Origin of the sequence: Mesorhizobium sp. M0938 (genome assembly GCF_040319125.1) — a bacterium.
Lineage (GTDB): Bacteria > Pseudomonadota > Alphaproteobacteria > Rhizobiales > Rhizobiaceae > Mesorhizobium > Mesorhizobium robiniae.
This window is the reverse complement of sequence record NZ_JAMYNS010000030.1, coordinates 24,135-45,729: the sequence shown is the minus strand read 5'-3', so window position 1 is coordinate 45,729 and position 21,595 is coordinate 24,135. Positions and strand designations below refer to the sequence as shown.

At 59.9% G+C, this 21,595-nt stretch carries 19 protein-coding genes, 2 pseudogenes and 1 riboswitch; of the genes and pseudogenes, 6 read left to right on the top strand and 15 right to left on the bottom strand.

All coding sequences use genetic code 11. The features are described 5' to 3' along the window. Positions 1–989, top strand: a 989-nt coding sequence (locus NKH73_RS30995; protein ID WP_502894151.1) for a type II secretion system protein GspD, incomplete at its 5' end; no start/stop codon positions are given. Positions 990–1,411: 422 nt separating this feature from the next. Here NKH73_RS30995 and NKH73_RS30990 read toward each other — a convergent pair. The 6 genes and pseudogenes from NKH73_RS30990 to NKH73_RS30965 form a co-directional block, all read right to left on the bottom strand. After that, a pseudogene (locus NKH73_RS30990) lies at positions 1,412–2,016 on the bottom strand (adenosine kinase); the annotation flags it as partial. A 170-nt stretch (positions 2,017–2,186) separates the two neighbouring features. Next, positions 2,187–2,378, bottom strand: coding sequence for a hypothetical protein (locus NKH73_RS30985; protein ID WP_023727257.1), 192 nt, complete (start codon positions 2,376–2,378; stop codon positions 2,187–2,189). Between the two features lie 372 nt (positions 2,379–2,750). Continuing rightward, on the bottom strand, positions 2,751–3,086 hold the full coding sequence (locus NKH73_RS30980) for an NAD(P)/FAD-dependent oxidoreductase (RefSeq protein WP_352799644.1): 336 nt from the start codon (positions 3,084–3,086) through the stop codon (positions 2,751–2,753). Between the two features lie 243 nt (positions 3,087–3,329). Continuing rightward, entirely contained in the window at positions 3,330–3,650 is a 321-nt protein-coding gene (locus tag NKH73_RS30975) for a hypothetical protein (RefSeq protein ID WP_352938974.1), read from the bottom strand. Positions 3,651–3,904: 254 nt separating this feature from the next. After that, positions 3,905–5,560, bottom strand: a complete 1,656-nt coding sequence (locus tag NKH73_RS30970; protein WP_352938971.1) for an MFS transporter — start codon at positions 5,558–5,560, stop codon at positions 3,905–3,907. A 198-nt stretch (positions 5,561–5,758) separates the two neighbouring features. Continuing rightward, a complete protein-coding gene (locus tag NKH73_RS30965; RefSeq protein WP_352938968.1) occupies positions 5,759–6,202 on the bottom strand; it encodes a hypothetical protein in 444 nt (147 codons plus the stop codon). A 586-nt stretch (positions 6,203–6,788) separates the two neighbouring features. Here NKH73_RS30965 and NKH73_RS30960 point away from each other — a divergent pair. Both NKH73_RS30960 and NKH73_RS30955 read left to right on the top strand, forming a co-directional pair. Beyond that, positions 6,789–7,031, top strand: a complete 243-nt coding sequence (locus NKH73_RS30960) for a hypothetical protein (protein ID WP_352938965.1) — start codon at positions 6,789–6,791, stop codon at positions 7,029–7,031. A 448-nt stretch (positions 7,032–7,479) separates the two neighbouring features. Then, positions 7,480–8,001, top strand: coding sequence for a hypothetical protein (locus NKH73_RS30955; protein ID WP_352938962.1), 522 nt, complete (start codon positions 7,480–7,482; stop codon positions 7,999–8,001). Between the two features lie 173 nt (positions 8,002–8,174). On the opposite strand, the gene NKH73_RS30950 is transcribed toward NKH73_RS30955, so the two are convergent. The 8 genes from NKH73_RS30950 to hemA form a co-directional block, all read right to left on the bottom strand. Then, positions 8,175–8,936 (bottom strand): hydroxymethylpyrimidine/phosphomethylpyrimidine kinase, encoded by a 762-nt coding sequence (locus NKH73_RS30950; protein WP_352938977.1) that lies wholly within the window; start codon positions 8,934–8,936, stop codon positions 8,175–8,177. Continuing rightward, the gene (locus tag NKH73_RS30945) at positions 8,927–9,532 is read right to left on the bottom strand and encodes a thiamine phosphate synthase (protein ID WP_352938959.1); all 606 of its coding nucleotides are present in this window, start codon (positions 9,530–9,532) and stop codon (positions 8,927–8,929) included. The genes NKH73_RS30950 and NKH73_RS30945 overlap by 10 nt, the downstream gene beginning before the upstream one ends. Beyond that, positions 9,529–10,302: a thiazole synthase gene (locus NKH73_RS30940; protein WP_352938956.1), complete on the bottom strand. Its 774-nt coding sequence runs from the start codon at positions 10,300–10,302 to the stop codon at positions 9,529–9,531. Before NKH73_RS30940 ends, NKH73_RS30945 begins: the two co-directional genes overlap by 4 nt. A 1-nt stretch (position 10,303) precedes the next feature. Beyond that, on the bottom strand, positions 10,304–10,501 hold the full coding sequence (thiS, locus tag NKH73_RS30935) for a sulfur carrier protein ThiS (protein ID WP_352678404.1): 198 nt from the start codon (positions 10,499–10,501) through the stop codon (positions 10,304–10,306). Beyond that, entirely contained in the window at positions 10,470–11,471 is a 1,002-nt protein-coding gene (gene thiO / locus NKH73_RS30930; protein WP_352938953.1) for a glycine oxidase ThiO, read from the bottom strand. Before thiO ends, thiS begins: the two co-directional genes overlap by 32 nt. Then, positions 11,468–13,303 (bottom strand): phosphomethylpyrimidine synthase ThiC, encoded by a 1,836-nt coding sequence (thiC, locus tag NKH73_RS30925; protein ID WP_352938951.1) that lies wholly within the window; start codon positions 13,301–13,303, stop codon positions 11,468–11,470. Before thiC ends, thiO begins: the two co-directional genes overlap by 4 nt. Positions 13,304–13,406: 103 nt before the next feature. Continuing rightward, positions 13,407–13,523: riboswitch (TPP riboswitch) on the bottom strand. A gap of 216 nt (positions 13,524–13,739) precedes the next feature. Continuing rightward, entirely contained in the window at positions 13,740–15,044 is a 1,305-nt protein-coding gene (locus tag NKH73_RS30920) for an ATP-grasp domain-containing protein (protein ID WP_352938949.1), read from the bottom strand. Between the two features lie 570 nt (positions 15,045–15,614). Then, complete coding sequence (gene hemA / locus NKH73_RS30915) at positions 15,615–16,826, bottom strand: 5-aminolevulinate synthase (RefSeq protein ID WP_352938947.1); 1,212 nt, start codon at positions 16,824–16,826, stop codon at positions 15,615–15,617. Between the two features lie 839 nt (positions 16,827–17,665). Between hemA and NKH73_RS30910 the strand changes: the two genes are divergently transcribed. Then, positions 17,666–18,343: a GntR family transcriptional regulator gene (locus NKH73_RS30910; RefSeq protein WP_352938945.1), complete on the top strand. Its 678-nt coding sequence runs from the start codon at positions 17,666–17,668 to the stop codon at positions 18,341–18,343. Positions 18,344–18,354: 11 nt separating this feature from the next. Here NKH73_RS30910 and NKH73_RS30905 read toward each other — a convergent pair whose 3' ends face one another. Further along, on the bottom strand, positions 18,355–19,107 hold the full coding sequence (locus tag NKH73_RS30905; protein ID WP_352938943.1) for an SDR family NAD(P)-dependent oxidoreductase: 753 nt from the start codon (positions 19,105–19,107) through the stop codon (positions 18,355–18,357). Positions 19,108–19,473: 366 nt separating this feature from the next. Here NKH73_RS30905 and NKH73_RS32650 point away from each other — a divergent pair. Next, a pseudogene (locus NKH73_RS32650) lies at positions 19,474–19,976 on the top strand (ISNCY family transposase); the annotation flags it as partial. Between the two features lie 476 nt (positions 19,977–20,452). Continuing rightward, positions 20,453–21,523, top strand: a complete 1,071-nt coding sequence (torT, locus tag NKH73_RS30895; RefSeq protein ID WP_023707089.1) for a TMAO reductase system periplasmic protein TorT — start codon at positions 20,453–20,455, stop codon at positions 21,521–21,523. The last annotated feature ends 72 nt before the right edge of the window (positions 21,524–21,595 follow it).

Sequence of the window (21,595 nt, the reverse complement as noted above, 5' to 3'; positions counted from 1 at the left end):
TGTCAGCTTCGCCGGCCGAAATGCCAGATGCGACCGTCTCCACAACGGATTCGGTGGACGAAACGGTCGTGTCAGCGAACCGTCTCGGCCTCTCGGCGCCGGTTCGGATTCGGGCGGACCCCGGACAGAACGCGCTGGTAGTACTCGCAGCACCACACGACTACAAGATCGTGGAGGCCGCGATCCGTCAACTCGATCTCAAGCCTCGACAGGTCCTCATCCAAGCCATCATCGCCGAGGTTCGGCTGGATGATGGTCTAAGTTACGGCGTGGACTATCTTCTCTCCACCAGGGGCTTAGGCGCAGTTCCAAATGGTTTATCGTATGTATTTCCCGGCAAAGACGCCAACATTGTGTTACACGGGCTAAGAGCGCTTGGGGAGGTAAAGGTTGTGTCCGCGCCGCGCATTCTTGCGGTCGACAATCAAACGGCCACGATCCAGGTGGGCGATCAGGTCCCCGTCCTAGCGCGATCATCGCAATCTGTCCTAAGCGAGAACTCTCCGATCGTGAGCGACGTCGAAATGCGCGACACAGGTGCGATCTTGGCTGTTACGCCCAGAATAGGTGCCGGGGGTAGTATAACACTCGATACATTCGAGGAGGTCAGCACCGCCAACAGGAACACGCTAACCAATGTTCAATCCCCGGTGATTTCGGTGCGCCGCCTCCAGAGTACCGTATCCACCCAAAGCGGCGACACGGTCGCTATCGGCGGATTGATGCAAGACAGCACCAACCGTGCCAATTCTGGGGTTCCTGTGCTGAAAGATATTCCGCTTTTGGGGGGATTGTTCCGCAGAACGGAATACGCCAAGGAACGGACGGAGCTCTTGATATTGCTCAATACCCGGGTGGTTGACAGTGGCGCCGACGCAAGGGCCCTGACGGAGGAACTGCGCGAAAAGTTCGAGACCCTAGCCCCCGACCTGGGCCGCAGGCTAACACGGTCAGCTCAAGGCAAACCTCGCCCGTCTTTTTCCAGGTGAGAGCGAATTGGGCGCGGCTAACGTGAACCGGCCGTGGTTCTTTCGCAGCGGGTATCCGGCCCCACCTTCAGGAGCGGCATCTGTCCTCTTGCCCGCCGCAGATCATGCGCGGCGCGCCCTGTCAGAACCGCCCCAGCGACCTCGAAGACGAGGGGATCATGACCGAACTGGCGCGAATACTCCGCGTTGCCTCCACGACAACTAAACTAGGATCGCTGTTTTCGCCATTTGGGGAGGAGCATAATGAAGCAATCTTCGCCCTAAAGGCGAGAATCCGCTCTTGCAGGCTCGGATGAAGGCGCCGAGCGCTGGCGATCATTGCGTCGCTGATCGAACCTGCAAGCTCAATGGCCTCGACCACTCGGCCAATCGCCGACGTACTCACCCGGATAGTTCCGGCCATCCAGACGACCTGCTGCTGCCGTGCCGGAGCGCATCAGCTCGAGGAACTCGTCGCGGTAGGGGTCGACGCAAAACGAATCCGACAGCGTCATCGACTTCGCGTCCGGCGGCATGCGCCAGGCGCGCGATCTGCCGGATCGCTTCCTTGGCGCGCGGCGGGTCCCACAGATAGCCCTCGAATTTCACCTTGGCGCCCGACGCCTTGTCGGGCTCGATGTCTTCCGTCCCGAGTTCGACGCAGGCCGATATAGCGCTCGCCATCGGCCGTGACGAAGATCATCGAGCGCGCCGTCGGTGGTTGTCCCACTAGGGGTTTGGTGTCGAAGGCGACGCCCTGGGCGTGGATGTCGTGGGCGTAGATCTCGCCGAGCGCATCGTTCGACACCTTGCCGAAGAAGGCGGCGCGCCCGCCGAAGCTGGCTACGCCGGTGGCGGTGTTGCCGGCGCTGCCGCCCGAGGCTTCGATCGCCGGACCCATGCGGCTGTACAGCAGCTCTGTTCGTTGCGTGTCGATGAGGGTCATCGCACCCTTGATGACGCCGTTGGTCTCGAGAAAAGCCTCGTCGCACTAGGCAATGATGTCGACAATGGCATTGCCGATGCAAAGCACGTCATAGTCCGGCATCAATGTCTCCGCCTGGGAACCCGCCAGCTCTCTTGCCATGCCGGCCGGGCGCTGGTCTGGCAAGTGGGCTTTCCGTTTGCCAATGCGTTCGTTCCCGGCCCTCACGGGGCAGCGAGTCCCTGCCGTGAGCGCCTCACCTGCCAGGCTACATGGCGGCCGTGGAGATTACCTCAGCAGCGGCGCCCGATCGGAAACCTTAGCACCTCCGCGCTTTGGCGTGGCTGCTTGAACTCTTCGACGGCAACCGCCTCAATTAGCAGGTCCAAGGCTTCGCGGCCCCTTTGACTCATCGGGTCATCCCCACAAAGGTAGTCATACGCTCGATCTAAATGCACTCGGGCGGCGGAAAAATCGCTTGTCATATCATAGAACCCTCTCTACCCGCCCGCATTGCCGTCTACGAGGTGAAGGTAGTTCAATCGTCAATATATACACACAAATTTGAATTAAGTCGGTGTGATCATGGAGGTCACCGACGACCACTCGCTGGCGCTCGGTCGGTTCATAAATGCCGAGCACCCCGTCGCGAGACCACCTCTGATCTCCCTCCTTCGATGCTAGACGCGTGGAAGACATGGCTGCGCCGCCGCTGCCAGAAAGGCGTGTCCCATCGCGCGGCGGCTGCATAGTGGGCAGCCAGCGCTGGGAGGTAATCGGCAAAGCCGCGTGTGGCGATCGTTGCATAGCAGGCGCAGGCGAAATCGCCACGCCCGTCCAGCATGTCCGATGCCGCGTTAGGCCGCCAGGATGCCTGAGCGGAGTGCATGCACGATCCCGCGTGATGACAGTGGATCGGCACAGAACAGGCAGTCGCCCGCCGCGACCCAGCGGTCACCGGCGGCGGGATAGATCGTTGCGGTTCCCGCCGCCTTGATCATGCTGGCGGTCTCGATTGCGTTGGGTGGCACGAGCGGCGCGATGGACTGCGTTGCGGCTAAAGCGCGGTACCAATGTCCGGCTTTGCGCAGTTCGCTGCCCAGATCCGGATCGGTGAGGCACGCGACCACACGGCGTTCGTCCGGGAAGTCGGGGCTGTACCACCAGCCTGCGGGACGCGCCTCGACGACCATGCTGCAATCGCCCCGGTGCGCGGTCGAACAAGCGTGTGTAGGCGGCAAGATGTCCGTGCACGGTGAGCTTGGCGCCGAAACATCGCTCCAGCCTCCAACTGCGACCGGTCGCCAAAACCACGGCGCGGGCAACGATAGCTTCATCGGCCAGTTTGAGCAGCCAGCCTTGATCGTCGCGCACTGCCGAACCCACGGCCGAGCCAAACCGCGTGTCCATACCTGCCGCCTTGGCCGCCTGCACCATCAGCCGGTCGAATCGCGTAGGTCGAGCTGCCAGCCGGCACCTTGAGCGGAAAACATGCCGTGCCGCTCGCTGGGAACTTCATTGGCCCACACCGAAACAAGCGCACGATTTTCAACGAAGCCGGCCTCGGCGAACGGCGTCCAGACACCAGGCTGACGCAGCAGCCCATTCGCTACTGCCGGCAGCACCTCTCCCGGCTTTGGCCGATCATGCCTTCCTGCTTCCAGCAACAGCACGCTCCGCGCGGGTGCATCGTTGCCAACGCCAGTCCGGATGTGGTCGCCGCCGAACGTGATCGTCTCAGCGAGCTGGCGGGACAAAATGCCAACCTCAAGATAGCCTTGGCCCGGATCAGCGAGGCGGGCTGAGGAACACCTTTAAATTCAAAAGGTGACACGCGGCAATAGTCGCGTGCCGCTGCAGCCCCAGGCTCCGCTTCACGGTGGGACCGATCGGCCGCACTCTCAGCCTGTGGTTCTTCTCTGCCACCCACATCGAATTTTGGTGGATTGTCCGTCTCCCGCACCGGTTTGAGCGCGATAGACAAGAATCGCGTTTCTGTGCCGGCCGGGCTTCAATGACGGGGATGGCGAAAAGCTGAGTGCTCGGGCTTGCGGGCCGAGCTTGTCGGTCGCTCGATGGAAAGTGTCATCTGAGGCGCTTCCTCTCCCGCGTGCAACTGGAAGACACGCTCGTCCAGTTCCTTGTCCACTTCCGTCAGACGATGATTGAGGCGAAGGTAGTCCGTCCAGGTCGGCGTGCGGAACGTTTCCGTCCAATGCATAGGCTTCTGCAAGTTCCGCTGGAGCGTCCAATTCCGAGCACCGACCCGGCTGTGTACATGACGCCGCTGCCGCATGAGGTCGAGGAAAGCCTCGAGATCTCTCTCGGCTATCAGATATTCGACCTTGACCACGATCGGGCCGCTTCTCGGCTTCAGGTTGAGCGCGACAGCCGGGGCATCGAATTCCTCCAGAGGATCGGGCTCTGAGTCGCGGCGCTCGCGAAGAGGAAACAGAACGCCGGCTGCAGCGACGAACATCAGGGAGGCAGCGGAACCCTCCAGCGCCAGGGCCAGCGAATGGTTTTCGGCCACCGTGCCCCACACCCAGCTGCCGAGCGCGATGCCACCATCTATCAAAGCATAGTAGATCGAGATGGTGCGCCCCACGACCCAGCGCGGGCTTGCCAGCTGCACGCTCACACCGACCCCTGACCAGGCGGTGACCCAGCCCGCGCCGCCCAAAGCGAGTGCAATTGCCGCCACCCCGATCGAAGTTGTCAGTGCCAGCGAAAGTGAGCACGCCGCGCAGGCGACGCAGGAGAGCCTCATCAGCCGCTCCTGTGACAAGCTCCGTCTGAACAGGCTGTTGGAGAGGCCAGCGAAGACGGCTCCGGTCCCGAAGCCGGCCATGAGCGCGCCATAGGCGAGCGGGCCTCCTCCCAGCTGATCGCGGACAACCACCGGCAGCAGCGCGAGTATGGCGATGCTCGCCAAGCCAAAGAGGGTTCCGCGCGCGATCGCTGCCTTGATTTCCGATGACATCGCCGTGAAGCGCAGCCCGTCATAGATCGCCGTCCTGATCGACTCGCGTGGAAGAGGGGAAGAACGAACCTTCCACTTGCAGCGCCAAATAGTGGCCAAGGGTACGAAATAGGTGAGCGTGGTCACCGCGAATGCCGCCATAAGGCCAAACGAGGCAACTACAATGCCGCCGAGCGCCGGGCCCACAGTCCGGACGGTGTTGAATCCAACAGAAAGCAGGGTGACGGCAGCGGGAACATCGCGTCGATCCACAATATCGCCAACCGACGCTTGCCAGGCCGGATCATTGAGAGCACCGCCGCTTGCGATCAAGAAGCTGAAGCCGAGGATCATCCACGGACTGACAAAGCCCAGCGCCACCGATGCGGTCAGCATCGCGGAGGCTATCACCATAAGGCACCGACCGGCGAACATGACCCGGCGCCGGCTGAAATTGTCAGCGAGAGCCCCGGCGAAGACAGACAAGACGAAGGCGGGCAGGTTCGATGAAGCCTGAACCAACGCAACCATCAGATCGGAAGTCGAGATCGTTGCCATCAGCCAGCTGATGGCGACAGTCTGCATCAACCAGCCGAGGCTTGAAACCTGCGTGGCGAGCCAGATCGAGCGAAAGGTGGGCTGCAGAAGTGGCCCAAAGGTCGTTGGTGCAGCCAAATCTTCGTTTGATCCAGCCACCCTACTCATTTTGCGAACCTTTTCTTTCCGTTATTGTCGCTTCCCATGTAATCTAGGCTGAACCGTGGCGGCTTAAGAATAGATGGCCCATTTGCCTACGACGAATGTGGCCACAGTTCCTCCTGACCAGTTGTCAGGCGGCCGGGACGCAGACATGGGCCGGCTCACTCGCCTTCGACGACATCTTGGTGAGCCGGGATTCACATGTCATTTGAGGCACCATTTTCGATCGACGCGCTGCCGAGCGATTTTTCGCGAAACGTTACCCTGTTCTTTTGTTGGAAACTCACTCATCAGCGGCGTTCGATGCTGAGTGTGGCTTCCGAAAAGTGAGGACGCTTGCAGATCTTTGACAGGATCAGTTCCCTGATAGATGCAGACGATTGCCAGGCCGCGATCGAAGACGCGCGCGCCCTGCTCCTTCAGTTCGGACAAAAGTCTGATGCCCTCACACATGCGATCGACGAGTTTCTGCTCGACCTGATGACATTGGCTTTCATCGTCGAATGTTACGGACGCGGCTTTGAACTTTTGGCGCGAACGCTTGCCCGTAGAAGGCTGGCGAAGGTCAGACTGTTGTCGGGAGGGGTCGGCCGGGCAGAACGGGTTCCAAAGCCTGATGGCTGAACCGGCGATCGAGCCGCGTTCCAATTAACGACGCCGCGTTCCAATTAACGACGTGGCGACCGCCAAAAAGAGGGCCATCGGAAAACCGAGGTATGTAAAGTCAAAATCTTCAGAGGGGAACAGCTGATACGATGGAATGGGAGGAAACCATCGCGTGCATCAGCTGTAAGCTTAATGGCTAAAAGTTGTGCAATGCGCAAACACACTTTGTGCAATGCAGCTATGCAGTAACGCAAAGCCTCAAATTGCAAGATCGAGTTTGGAAATGTTTGCTGCTCGTACGGTGATGGGCGAGATCCTTAAGCGTATGTACGGCGGCATGATGGACGCTTGCAAGCATCCAGACAAGACTATCGCGAAGCTAAAATAAGAAGTTCGATCCAATCGGCGATGCTCAATAGCCGCGCCATTCTGGTTCGGCCGGGCGTTACATCGCCTCGCCAAGTTGAGGATGTATTGGTCGCGAGCAGCCGCGCGCCAATTTGGAACCCACGACCATATGCAACGATTGGGCACTGTCCGAAGAAGGCCGAGAACGGTTGAAAGTGCGCTAGATGGAGATATTCTGAATTGGAACGGGGGCCTGGTTCATCGCCAAAGCGAGACATGGATGAAAAGCAGATCGCGCCCAACGCCTGATCCAACCATTGCAACGGAAGTCCCCTGGTCGGAAAGCCTAACCGCATATGATGACAAGCATATCGAGCTCTATTTGAAGCTCATGAACGCTTGCGCCGACAGTGCCAGCGAAGAGGAGATGGCGCTGGATGTACTGGGTATCGATCCGGTCAAAGAGCCAATCCGCGCCCGTCCTTCGCAGTCATCTCAAACGGGTGCTCTGGTTTATGCATGAGGGCCATAAGGAACTGCTTCCAAGCCGGCCGCCTCAATAACTGCGGCGCCGAAGGTTGCCCGAGAGATCAGGTGGCGCCCTCGGGGGATGCGAGGACACTTGAAAGCCGCAATCGGGTTATCATCTCCATACTGCGCGTGTTCGGCTCCGCACGGCAAGTGCCCTTGAGTCGAGGAGGAACGCATGAAGAAGAAAGTTCATCTGGAAGCCTGCTGACCGATCCCTTGGGGCCCATAATCGGGTCCCAAGTTGTTCCCGACGAGCGTTGCGAGGGGCGGATGCAGGACCAGCCGGAAATCGAGCCCGGGCGTGAAACGAAGTCAACAGGTGCGAGGTTCGGCCTGCTGGGTGTGGCTGTGTTGGCCGTAGGCGCCTTCATCTGGACCAGCTTCGGGAAGGCATCCAGCAGGGCACGTCCAACGTCGTTCGGACTGTCATCGACAAGAGCATGCAGCGCCTTGGGCTCGGGCAAGCCCCCAACGCTCTTACAGAGGGCGAATGGTATCTCTCGGTATACTACGATCCCGACTTTACGGATGTCACCCCTGTCGGCCTGGGGCACCCCTTGAAGGTGACATTCACGTCGGCCCCGGATTTGTCTGGCACCTACGAGAATGTTGCAGGGAGCGGCTCGGTAAGCGGCTTTGAACGACCCGGTCAACTCGTAATGACCTACTCCGGAGCAGATGGGATGTCCCATGGAGTTGCCATTCTCCAAGACATTCAGACCCACCTGTCTTCCAACAACGTCGAGCATGGTTACGTGGGAGCCGTTTTGGTCCACGCTTGCTATAAGGCGGACACCCAGCAGTGCGATGCCGCCAAATCGCAATATAAATTCTGCAGGGCGATTTTGTCGAAAAACAGGGAACCCGACAAGGATCCTTCCCTCAAGGGTTACCTCGACGAACCATGTTCGGCTTTTCAGAACGATCTTAAGCTGAAGCTTAGCCCGACGGCACAGCTTTAGGCACGAAGGCGCTCACCAGGGGCGCAGCTCAAAGAGAACGGCGCCCTTCGCGGGGGCCGTCCGTTCCGCATCCCGCCTGACGGCGGCGCGTTGCTGCCCCTGTGATAAAAGGGCAGGAGGGCTACGGCTTCCATTTCAGCGTCAGCCGCTGAACGCTTGAGCCGGCTCTACGGCTATTCGGCTGGGGTTTTCCGAAGCTTTTCTAACACAAAGAGCTTGCCCTGGCGCACGGCGTACTCGATTGATTGCGCCTTCGTCAGATGTGCCGCAATCGAGCTGGCCAGCATGCAGCCCGTCCCGCGCATCGATGCGGCAAGACGCGGCGTGTCAAAGCGGACTGGTTCGTGATCGGGGCGCAACAGAATATCGGTTGATTGCGGTCCCGATGCATGGCCGCCCTTGATCAGCAGAGCCCGCGCGCCGGCTGCCAGCAATTCTTGGCCTTGCCACACTACGCCGTCCTCATCCACTGCCCGCTCCGAGCCAACAAGGAGTGCCAGCTCGAAGAGATTGGGGGTGACCAGACGGCAAAATGGCATCAGATCGCATTTCAGGGCGGCGATGGCGCCGGCTTCCAGGAGCGCCCGGCCTGACGTCGACGCCAGCACCGGGTCGAGCACTGCCGGCACCTGCGGATTTTCGCGCAGCACTCCGGCAACCGCAATGACGATCTCCACCGTGGCGAGCATGCCGATCTTGATGGCCGCCACTTTGTTGGCCTGCAACCCCGCACGCATCTGACCGGCCACCAGACCGGGTTGCATAGAGTGGATTTCCATGACCGCATGGTGCGTCTGCACCGTTAGCGCGGTGACAGCAAGGCAGGTGCGCACGCCAATGGAAGAGATCATCTCGATATCGCGTGCAATTCCAGCCCCACCGCTGGAGTCTGATCCGCCGACCACGAGCACATGCGGTTCTCGCCTCAGCGCCATGGCTTTGTCTTTTCGATCCATTCTCGCGTGCGCGCTTCGGGATCGGCATTCAATGTGATGTCGGTGACCACCGCCGCGGTGTCCGCACCGGCCTCGAAGACACCGTCGAGCCGGTCGGGGTTGAGGCCGCCGATGGCGACCAATGGGATCGGCGCCACCCTATGCTTCCACTCGCTGATCCGCTCGAGCCCTTGCGGCGCCCATCTCATCTGCTTCAGGATGGTGGGATAGATGGGGCCGAGCGCGATATAGTCGGGCTCGGCAGCGATGGCCGTTTCCAGTTCGAGATGATCGTGCGTGGAAAGCCCGAGCTTCAATCCGGCGTACTTAATCGCCAGCAGGTCGGCCGCAGCCAAATCCTCCTGGCCGAGATGGACGAAGTCGCAGCCTTCCTCGATTGCCGTGCGCCAATAGTCGTTGACGATCAGTTGGCAACCATGGACCGCGCAGACGCCGTTCGCGCGGCGGATTTCCGTCCGCAGCGTGGCCTCGTCCCTATCCTTGATGCGCAACTGAACCATCTTAACGCCAAGCGGCACCAGCCGTTCGATCCAGGCGGCGCTGTCGAGGATCAGGTAGAAGGGATCGAGCTTCATGAAAATACTGCCCTGCCGATGGTCGGTGTCGATGGTATGGCGACGTCGCGCGGTTCGAGCATTCCGGAGCTGAAAGCTTCACGACCGGCCTCGACCGCCTTGCCGAACGCGCGCGCCATGCCGACCGGATCGGCCGCCCTGGCGACCGCCGTGTTCAGGAGCACGGCGTCAAAGCCGAGTTCCATGACAGTCGCCGCGTGCGACGGCCGCCCGAGCCCTGCATCCACAATCAGAGGTACCTCAGGGAAATGTCCGCGCATTGAGCGCAGGGCCGGAATGTTGACCGGCCCGAGGGCGGAACCGATCGGCGCACACCAGGGCATCAAGACCTTGCAGCCCGCCTCCAGCAGCCGCTCGGCGACGACAAGGTCATCTGTGGTATAGGGAAATACCGCAAAACCGTCCTCGCACAGGATGCGGGCGGCTTCGACCAAACCGAAAACATCCGGCTGCAGCGTGTCATGGTTGCCGATCACTTCGAGCTTGATCCAGTTGATACCGAAAACTTCGCGCGCCATCTTCGCAGTCGTGACAGCTTCCTTGACGGAGTGGCAGCCAGCAGTGTTGGGCAGGATTCTGACGCCGAGCGATCGGATCAACGACCAGAATTTTTCGCCGGCCCTTCCGCCTGCCATCTCACGGCGCAACGAGACGGTCACCACCGCCGTGCCCGATGCCCTGACCGCATCGGCAAGGATGGCCGGCGAAGGATACTGAGCCGTGCCGAGAAGCAGTCGGGAGGGAAGCGTCGTTCCAAGAAGGTCGAACATGCTAGCCGCCCTGCATGGGCGAGAGGATTTCAATCCGGTCGCCGTCGTTCAACTGGAATTCCGCCCGGTTGGCTTTCTGCACCAGGTCGTTGTTGACGGCGGTCGCGAGCCAATCGCCCTCATAGTCAAGCGCGGCAAGCAGCCCGGCCAGCGTGGTGGCGGCAACCTCATGCGCTTCGCCGTTGACCATCAGTTTCATGAGCAAGCTCCTTGGTTCTGTCTTGACTGAAAACCAGGTCGGCAGCCTGGCGCGCCATGGCGGGAGCCAGGAGAAAACCGTGACGATAGAGGCCGTTGATCGCGATGATTTCACCCTTCGTTTCGACGCGCGGCAAATTGTCGGGAAAGGCTGGGCGGACGCCGACACCGGTTTCAACGATCTCGGCCTCGCCAAAGGCCGGGTGGAGGGCATAGGCGGTACCCAGCAGCTCCATCATGGAACGCGCCGTCACCGGTCCGGCGCTCTGGCTTTCAATCATCGTCGCTCCGATCATGAAACGGTGATCGGTGCGCGGCACGGCATAAAGCGGAAAGCGTAGATGAAGCAAACGGACCGGCCGCGACAGCGAGACATCAGGCGTGCGAAGAATCAGCATTTCGCCGCGAACACCGCGCAGCCTGTCATCGGCCGCTGCCATTCCGATGCAGTCTATCTGACGGGCGGAACCCGAAACAGGCCGGGCGTCGCAGCCGAAGTGGAATTTGACACCCATGGTCGCAAGCTTGTCATGAAGTGCCGCCATCGCCGGGCGTGGGTCGAGGTGAGCCTCGTCGGGGAAGAGCAATCCGCGGCGGAAGCGGCCGGCTAAGTCGGGCTCCAGCAAGGCAATTTCATCTTCCTCGACGCGCCGATAGCCCGTCGTGCGGCTGGCGAACCGGTCGAGCTCGCCCGCATCGCGCGGCGCGGCCAAGACCAGCGTTCCCCGTCGTGCTACCAAGCCGGGCGTTGCGGCGTCCCACCAGTCGGCGGCGTCGCGTCCGAGATCCAGCACCGGCTGCTCGGCGCTTTCACGCTCGCACCACGGCGCCAACATGCCACCGGCGAACCACGACGCATTGCCGCCAAGGGCAGGCCTTGTCTCGGCAACGGTAACCACCGCGCCGCGTGCGGCGAACTCGAAGGCGACGGTGAGGCCGGCAACGCCGGCCCCTTTGACCAAGACCTTCATGATGGCTCACGTGGCTGAGGTATGAGCGGTGCGCCGGTCTCGTCCGCCGGCAGGTAGAGATCGCCGCCCTCGCGGTATTTCGCCGCCATCGCCGCCATGCCCTCTTTCTGCGCCTCGGCACGGATGTCGTGAGAGATACGCATCGAGCAGAATTTCGGTCCGCACATCGAGCAGAAATGCGCCACCTTGTGCGCTTCCTTGGGCAAAGTCTGGTCGTGGAAGGACCGCGCCGTTTCCGGATCGAGCGACAGGTTGAACTGGTCCTCCCAGCGGAACTCGAAGCGCGCGCGGGAAAGCGCATCATCCCTGACTTTCGCTGCCGGATGGCCCTTCGCCAGGTCGGCGGCGTGGGCGGCGATCTTGTAGGTGATCACGCCGATCTTGACGTCGTTGCGATCGGGAAGGCCGAGATGCTCCTTGGGCGTGACGTAGCAGAGCATGGCGGTGCCGAACCAGCCGATCATCGCGGCGCCAATGCCTGAGGTGATGTGGTCATAGCCCGGCGCGATGTCGGTCGTCAGCGGTCCAAGCGTATAGAACGGCGCCTCGCCGCAGACGGCGAGTTGCTTGTCCATGTTCGCCTTGATTTTGTGCATCGGCACGTGGCCAGGCCCCTCGATCATCACCTGGCAATCCTTCGCCCAGGCGATCTGCGTCAGCTCGCCGAGCGTTTCCAACTCGGCGAACTGCGCCGCGTCGTTGGCATCGGCGATCGAGCCCGGACGAAGGCCGTCGCCGAGCGAGAAGGAGACGTCGTAGGCTCTGGCGATGTCGCAGATCTCCGCGAAGTGCTCGTAGAGGAAGCTTTCCCGGTGATGGTGCAGGCACCATTTGGCCATGATCGAGCCGCCGCGCGAGACGATACCCGTGACCCGGTCGACGGTCAGCGGGATGTAATGCAGCCGCACGCCGGCGTGGATGGTGAAATAGTCGACGCCTTGCTCGGCCTGTTCGATCAGCGTGTCGCGGTACACCTCCCAGGTCAGATCCTCGGCAATGCCGCCAACCTTCTCGAGCGCCTGGTAGAGCGGCACCGTGCCGATCGGTACCGGCGCGTTGCGCACGATCCAGTCGCGGATGTTGTGGATGTTGCGGCCGGTCGACAGGTCCATCACCGTATCGGCGCCCCAGCGGATCGCCCACACCATCTTTTCGACCTCTTCAGCCATCGACGATGTGACGGCGGAGTTACCGATATTGGCGTTGATCTTCACCAGGAAATTACGGCCGATGATCATCGGCTCGCTTTCGGGATGGTTGATGTTGGCGGGAATGATCGCCCGTCCGCGCGCCACCTCGTCGCGGGCGAATTCGGGCGTGACGAAATCGGGCAGCGTCGCGCCGAAAGCCTCGCCGTCGCGCTCAAGCTTGCCGCGCAGGATCTCGCGACCAAGGTTCTCGCGGATGGCGACGAACTCCATTTCGGGTGTGATGATGCCGGCGCGCGCGTAGGCAAGCTGCGTCACCGCCTTGCCTGCTTTGGCCCTGAGCGGTCGGTGGCGGATGGGAAATTCTGGCGTCAGGCGTTCGCCCGTCGCGAATCCGTTGTCCTCCGGCCGGACATGGCGGCCGTCGCAGCCCTCGACATCGCCGCGCGCCAAGATCCATTCGTGGCGAAGCCGGGCCAGGCCTTTTTCGATGCTGGTTTCGACAGCCGGATCGGTATAGGGGCCCGACGGATCGTAGACGGTGACGGGCGGCTCGCCGGCCGTGGGATGGACGGAAATCTCGCGCATCGGCACCCTGATCTGCGGGTAGAGGACGCCGGGCTTGTGGATTTTCCGCGAGGCGGGCAGTGGTCCCGTCGACACGGCGGGGGTGAGGGCATTCATCTTGAGGCTCCTTTGCTCATGCATTGGAGACCCAGTTCTGTGCCGGAAGGATGAAAAGACGCTTCTGTCGACCTGCCGAAACAGGACTTCGGGCGTGAACTCCCGCAAAGCGCTTGCACCGTCCCTACGCCAGTATGAACTGGATCAGGTTCAACGGGTCACTGCGCCGCGAAAGCCAGCAGTATCTCAGCCCCTTGCCGGGACTCCCCTGGTGAATGCCTCAAGTTGAACGGGCCGGGGTTGTCTTGTCAAGCGCATGTTCGTCCTGCGGCGGCGGTGGGCGGCAATCAAATTGGGCCCAAATTGGGCCGATGGCCTCGCCACGGGTCGCGGAGAAGTTCCGCGGCAGATAGGGCAGGTGTGGCCAAAGCTGCATTTGCCTCGTCAAATGACATTGACGTAGACGGAACTGCTGCGTTTCAAGGATCTTAAGCCGTCAATGCCTGATCGGAACAGAACTGGTGGGCCGCCCGAACGCCCCACAAACATCGTGCTCTCGATCACCTCCTATTGTCGCCGGAAAAGGGGTGATCGACCAATCGATCAAGTCGACCGCTCGCTGAAGGGCGCCCTCGGTTTCAGCACGGCTGGGCGAAGTGGCAATGACATGTCCAATCCAGTCTCGGAAATCCCCCTTCCTGACGATCGGTGTCTTGGGTTCAACATTCAATTTGACCTCGGCCACACCTGATATAGCAGCTGCCTGAGTGTCGCCACCAATCCAGTCCAGGGTGCCATCTTGACCAGGAAGCAGGAATCGCGCGGCCGCAGTATGCGAATGCTTTTTGCGCAGATCCCATTCCTCGCCAATGACAAGCTTGATGTGCTCGGTGACGAGGTCGACACCGTAAGCTAACTGGACCAGTTGAGGGTCGGGCGCGCCACTAAGACGCGGATTGACTTCAATGACAACTGGGCCGCGTTTCGTGCACCGGAGTTCAACGTTAGTTGGCCCCCAGCCAAGGCCGAGAGCCCGCAAACAGCTCAGCGAAACATCGGCGATGCGCTCACGCTCCTGATCGGTTAGCAGGGCCGGATACGTCACCTCACGTATGACGAAATGGGGGAGGGGACCAAAGTCATTGGCGCAAATCGCAACGACCTCATTCCCCATAACATTAATGCTATAGAACGGGCCCTGTGCGAATTCTTCGACGAGTATTTTCGGTGTAGACCGCCATATGTGCTTTCCGCCCAATAGATAGGTCGTATGTTCGGCTACGTCTTCGAGGCTGCGGCACAATCGGACACCTATGCTGCCGCTGCCTACTGCCGGCTTAAGAATCACGGGCAGGCCGATCTCTGCAGCCGAGCTTTCTACCTCCGCCGCATTCGTTGCCAACCGATAAGCCGGTATTGGAACGCCGGCCTGCGCGAGGAGTTGGCGTTGCTTGAATTTGTCGCAGCTTCGTTCAATCGATTCAGGGTTCGGTCCCGGTAGATCGAAATGCCGGCAAAGCTTGCCAACTGTCGCATAGATCGATTCATGGTCCCCGGCAAAGCCAGTAATGCCAACAATGTCGTGGGTAGCACGCAGCCGCGAACTTTCGCGGACCAACGCTTCGAGATTGCCAGTGTCGACACGGATTGCCTCAACGTTTTCCGCCGAAAGATAGTCGTACCGAGGTGGATCAGCCGTCAGAGTAATTGGATGAAGACCAAGACACTGAGCCGCTTGGACGTATAGCTGACCAGTACCCCTATGGCCTTCGACCAATATGAGCGCTCTTCTTCTTACCATTGCTGTTAATCCCGATGTTGCGTGCTGGCGGCGGTCCGAGGGTACCGGTGTCACTTTTGTGGCCGTGCCGGACCTCAGACTCGGGGTGCCGTACCATTGTCAACGACTGACGGTTGTAAAAATCTTGTAAATTGATTTGAAGGATCTGTTGCAGCGTTTTTGATTAGGGCGGCGTCGGAGGCTTGCTCCGTTCAAACCAGGTTAGCTGGGGTTGGTGTGTGATCCCGTGGGCCTGGGCGTGACCTGCCCCTCGGGTAGGGCACGCCAAGCTACATCAAACTCGCAGCACAAGAACATGCGCTCTGGTCATACTGGCTCATGGTGAGCCCTGAATCTGGAACCGGCCCGATGTGTAAGCTGCGAGCCGTCAAACGGCCCCATTCAATCATGGAGTCACATCATTTAAGATCGCGAAAGCTGTCATTGCGGGTTACGGAACTGCTTTCCGATGACATTCGAAGATGCGATCGGGCGTCAGAACCGGATCGCTGACCGCCGCTTCCACCTCGGCGAGCCCGGCTGATATAATCAGGTCTGAGGCTGCGCGCCCTGTCGTTCCCAGCATTTACATTAGGCAGCCTTGCCAAGATTGTCCCGCAGCAGAACCTGCCTGAGCGCATCGACGAACGTCCGAATATCTGTCGTACTATGGGCAGGCGTAACCGTCACCCTGAACCGCTCGGTTCCCACCGGAACACTCGGCGCCAGAATTGGCTGAACGTATATTCCATGCTGATCCAGAAGCTGGCGGGACGCTTCCTTGCAACGGAATGGATCACCAATAAGCACAGGAATGATGTGGCTTCGGGTCGGCATGACGGGGATGCCCGCCTCTTTCAGCAATCCGATTAAAAGTTTCGTTTTCCGGTGCAGATCAATTCGTTCTGAATCTGAATCGCGAAGATGGCGCAGCGCTGCCAGCGCACCAGCCGCCAGCGCTGGCGCAAGCGCCGTGGTGAAAATGAAACCGATCGAGAAGCTTCGTATGCTGTCAACAATGGAGGCAGGTCCGGTCACATAACCCCCCATCGAGCCGAACGCCTTACCTAGCGTCCCTTCGATGATGGTTGGACGATCCATGATGCCAAGTTCCGCGGCAATGCCGGCGCCTTTCGGACCGTACATTCCCGATGCATGAACTTCATCCAGAAACGTCATTGCGCCAAATTCGTCCGCCATGTCACAGATTTCTTTGATCGGTGAAATGTCACCGTCCATTGAATATACCGATTCAAAAACAATGATCTTGGGTCTTGCAGGATTTACACTGCGCAGAAGCTCCCGCAAATGCGCAACGTCGTTATGCCGGAAGACGCGCTTTTCGGCCCGGCTGTTGCGGCATCCACTAATAATTGAAGCGTGGTTGTGCTCGTCAGAAAAAATAATTGTGTCCGGCATCAAAGATGCCAATGTACTCAAGGATGAATCGTTTGAGCTGAAGCCGGAAACAAAAATCAATCCTGCTTCCTTATTGTGGAAATCTGCAAGCTCCCGCTCGAGCAACACGTGGTAATGGTTGGTGCCACCAATGTTGCGGGATCCTCCCGATCCTGCGCCGTTGGCATCGATGGCGCGCTTCATTGCCGATAGCACTTTGGGGTGCTGCCCCATACCGAGATAATCATTAGTGCACCAAATGGTTATCTCTTTTCGGCCGTCGGGCCTATTGAGCCAGGCCTTTGGGAAGTTGCCAGACTGACGCTCCAGATCGGCAAATTCACGATACCCGCCACGGCCTTTGAGTTGCTCGATTCTTCCGGCGAAATACTGCACATAATCCAAATCAATCTCCTGTTGGGAAGCCGCTTTTCGGCGCGCTCAGTGCTGCTTCACAGCGCACCTGCGCCGGCCCATCGCGTCGCATCCCTCGACAAGCACCAGCAAGATTGGATTTCGACTACGCGCTTGATCCTGCGGGGGTTTCGGCCGCTCCAGCTAATCGGGTAACGCGCCCCAAAGTGCAAGTGAAGAGAATGTTAAATCTATTTTGTTACTGAAATGTCTGAAATTGTAGTGTCGCAAGGGATTTCATAATTCTGGCCAGTCGTCGTTCGATTCCTGTCGCGGCCTTGTCAGAGCTGCGCTCGGCGGGCTTTCGGGCCCGAGAGCCGCAATGCGCGAGGGCCGCGTCTTGTCGCGCAACAGCCCTTGAAGCCCTTCGGCGGCGAAACGCTCTGCAAACGCCATACGCAGCTTTTGGACGTGCTGGCCTGCCGGATCATCTTGACGGTGCCGACGTCATCGTCGGTCCAGCCGGTTCGGAGTCGCCTCAGAATCGGAAATTTCTGCCAATCAGACTGGAAATTGACACGTAAGCTTCCCGGCTCCTTCAGATGTCATCATCTCTCGCACACCAACTCATGCCACGCAGATGAGATCGCGCCTTTTTCTGTCGTCACATTCCATTGTCAGAATCGGAAAAGAAGGGTCTCCTTGTTTTTTATAAAAACAAAATTTCACAAATAATTATGAAAACGGACATGTTTGCTGCAGACAATTAACGTGCACGTACTTGTCTGCCGCTGAATAACAAAATATAGGCAGCAATTATAACTTATAAACGTAGTGAAACGCGTCAATCGACATTTCCGTAGAGCTGCAGCAGAGACGAGGGGAGTCCCATGGGCCCTATGAAGATGCAGCCCGAGGAGATGGGCAGCCTGTCCGCGCGGATTTACAGCAAGGTGCGGGATGGATTGATCATCGGCAATTTCGCGCCGGGCGATCGTCTGCTTATGCAGGATCTTGCCGAGCAGCTCGGAACCAGCATTACGCCGGTGCGCGAAGCCTGTCTGCGGCTCGTCAGCGAGCAGGCGCTCGAGTTGCGCTCCGGCAGGTTCGCCGCGGTGCCAGACCTCAGCCGCGCCCGCTACATTCAGATCAAGCTGATCCGCGTGGCACTTGAAGGGCTTGCGGCAGAACACGCTGCCGACCATTTTGCCCCCGCCGATCTCGAACAGCTTGAGTCCTTCCGCGCCTCATTTGTAGAGAGCCATAAGGCCGGTAATATCAAGGAAGCGCGATCCTCCAATCGCGCTTTCCACTTCGGCGTCTACCGCCTGTCGCGTATGCCGATGCTGATCGGACAGATCGAAAGCATGTGGGCCTCGATGGGTCCAATCCTTAACGTTTACGATCGGGAAATTCCGCGCGGGTACACCGGCGCGGAAGAACATGACCATCTCATCGAGGCCTTGAGGGCTGGCGACAGGAAGAGGGCCCGCGAGGCGATCGAGAACGACATCCAGCGAGGCTCACATGGTTTTCTGCGCTATTTCGACGAGCGCGGCTCCGGCTGAGCTGAATTGCCCTAAGCACCATCGATCTGCGCGACGCGCGGTGTGCGCAGGCCGGCTGTTTCCCCGCCGTCTACAGTCACCACCGTGCCGTTGACATAGCTCGATTGATTCGAAAGTAACCAAGCGACCACATCAGCGATCTCTTCAGGGGCACCGAAGCGGTTGGCAGGGATCCGCAGTTCGAGCTGCTTCTTGCGCAGTGCATCGCTTATGATGTTGCCCATCATGCGTGTTTCGATCTGGCCGGGGCAGACAGCGTTGAAGCGGATCTCCTCGCCGAACTCCAGCGCGAGTGCCTGCGTCAGCCCGATGACCGCGGCCTTTGAGGCGCAGTAGGCAGCGAGCCCTTCTTCGCCCGTCTTTCCGGCGATGCTGGCCATGTTGACGACTGAACCCCTCCCGAGCCGCAAGCCGTCCAGCGCATGACGGATGAAGAAAAAGACGCTGCGTGCATTAACCGCAAGGACCTCATCCCAATCGTCCTGGGTGGCGGTGGCGAAGGCAATGCGCTTCGACATGCCGGCATTGTTCACGAGCCCCGCGAGCCGGCCGTTGCCAAGTTCAAGCGCACGGTCGACGACACGGCGGCAATCGTCTTCACGGACGATGTCACCGGCAACGAACGTGACACCGTGATTGGCGCGTTCGAGCGCCGCGCCCGCTTCTGCATCTCGGCCGGTCGCCACCACTCTGGAACCGGCAGACGCAAGTTTCTCCACGCAGGCCCGCCCAATCCCGTGCGTGGCGCCTGTTACGATGATCATTGCAATTCACTCCATTGCGTATTTGGCAACCGCACAGTTTGGGGGGCTCGCTTTTGGGCCAATCCCCGCCCCATCAAATCATGACGAACAACGTTGTCGTCACCTAGGATCAGTGGATCAAGTTGTGACGCGGGTTATAGCCGGTGGACTGGCCCAAGCGCCGGGCCGTGGGCCCAACGGCTAGATTGGCGATACTGCGCATGTGGCCATGTCTTTCCTCGCGTGATGGGGTGTTCCCTAGAAGCGGAGCAATATGCGGGTGTGACGACCGATAAGGCGGACCGGCTATTCCGATAGGGACATCCATACTGTCGCATGACCGACTCGTCACCCCCGCAAGGCCAGTAATGCCAGAAGTGCTGCACAATACGCCAAGAACGCACACCGACCAATCAGTGTTTCGACTGTTCGCCGCACACGGGATCGGCCTCTCAGCTGGCAAAACCATGTCGCAATGGCTGGACGTGCATCGCGATTTGCGAGCCTGGTGACGCGGGACTTGCGCCGGCACGCCATCAAGGGAACCGGCCGCGACGGCTTGCCGGCGGAGGCTGTGCTGCCCTGCCCCTGCTCAGCAGCACCACCCACTAAGCATCGGGACCCGCGTTCCATTTAGAAGCCTCCACGTTGCGGGCCTTTGCCCGGCTGCCGGGAGAATGAAGTCGCAAGACAACACCCGCAATCCGGGCGCCGACCTCTAGGAAGAACTCAGGCTGGCAAGCGCCAGACGAGAGAAGTTGGAAAGCGGCACGGTCGTGCGCGGGAACCGTCATTTCAACAATCATCCGACCGCAGCGTGTTATGGCACGCTGCGGTGCGGTTCAGCGCGGCTGTTGCAGCACGCGAATGCACTGGGCACATCTCCTCCCTAAAGACCCTATGACGATTTGGTCGATAGCGAAGTGCGGCTGCTGACCAATGGCTCTGTATTCGAAGGCCACGCTGATCGCTTTGACTTATTCGCCGGCGCTTGATGTCAGGCAACTCGATCGACAAGCCGCATACCGGTCGGTCGCGAGGAAGCCCACATCGCCGAGGCCAGTTGCATGGCTGCTGTCTCCGACCTCGCCTTTCGTCAAATGGATTGTGATCCCGGTCGAGGCAGCGAAACCGCGATTGAAGACACCTTCCCGGCTGAGCACCGGCTAATGAAAACCCTATTGACTTATAACTTATAAGTAGTACGGTAGCACTGTGAAAATGAACAACGGCGCGGATGGCCCTGAAGGCGGACTCGCCTAGACGGTACTACGATCCGCCAGCAAGCCTCTGCTCCCAAGGCAGACCGCGGAGCCGGCGAAATCGCCGGCTCCGGACCCGGGAACACACGAAAATGGGGAATCACATGACCAAGAATCACGCTTTCCGATCCATCCTCGCGGCGGCTTTCGTCACCGGCGTGGCCGTCCTGCCCAACGCCGCCCAGGCCAAGGATTGGTGGCCCTTCAAGATCAACTCGGCCAAGGGCGGCGATCTGAAAAAAGTCGAGGCACTCGACTATGTGCCGCTGGAAAAGGCCGAGAAGCCTTGGAACCTGTGCGTCTTGTTTCCGCACCTCAAGGACAGCTACTGGGTCTCGGTCGACTACGGTATCGTTGAGGAAGCAAAGCGCCTGGGTGTCAAAGTGACGGTCCTGCAGGCTGGCGGCTATGACGCGCTGCCCAAGCAGCTGTCGCAATATGACGATTGCGTCGCATCCGGTGCCCAGGGCATCCTCGTCGCCGCCATCTCGGAAGCCGGCCTGGCGGCCAAGCTGAAGGAGGGCGACGCCAAGGGTCTTGTCCAGATCGCCGTCGCCAATCCCATCCTGGAAACTCCGATCACCGCGCGCATCACGCCCGATACCTACCAGAAGGGTTTTCAGGAGGGTGAGTACCTCAAGAAGTATCTCGGCGACAAAAAGACGACCGCAATCGGCCTGCCGGGTCCGCAGGGATCGGGTTGGGCGGAGAGCTATATGGCGGGCTTTCGCGACAGCATCAAAACCGGCAACATCAAGCTCGCGGCCGAGCTCTATGGTGAGCCCGGCGTTCCGCAAAGCCTGCGGCTCGTTGAGGACGCCCTGCAGACCTATCCGGATCTCAATGTCATCTGGGGCGGGGCTGCTGCGGCGGAAGCGGCCGTCAGCGCCGTCGCCGACGCTGGCCGCGACGATGTCGTGATCATGTCGTCTTACGAGAACCAGACGATGCTGAAGCTGGTCAAGGAAGGCAAGGTGCTTGGCTTTGCCGCCGAGTATCCGGTGATGATGGGCCGCATCAGCGTCGACCTCGCGGTGCGCGCCTTGGAAAAGAAGGACTATGAGAAGGTTCTGCTGGTCGCGCCGGGTATCGTGACCAAGGACAACGTCGACAAAATCGACCCGACGCAGATTTTCGCGCCCGATGGGTGGAAGCCTGAATTTTCGGTACAATAGTCGCATCTTCGATGGGCGGTAGACCTCGGCCTTGGCCTGCCGCCCGTTTTGCTTCGAGTTCGGTGGTGTCAG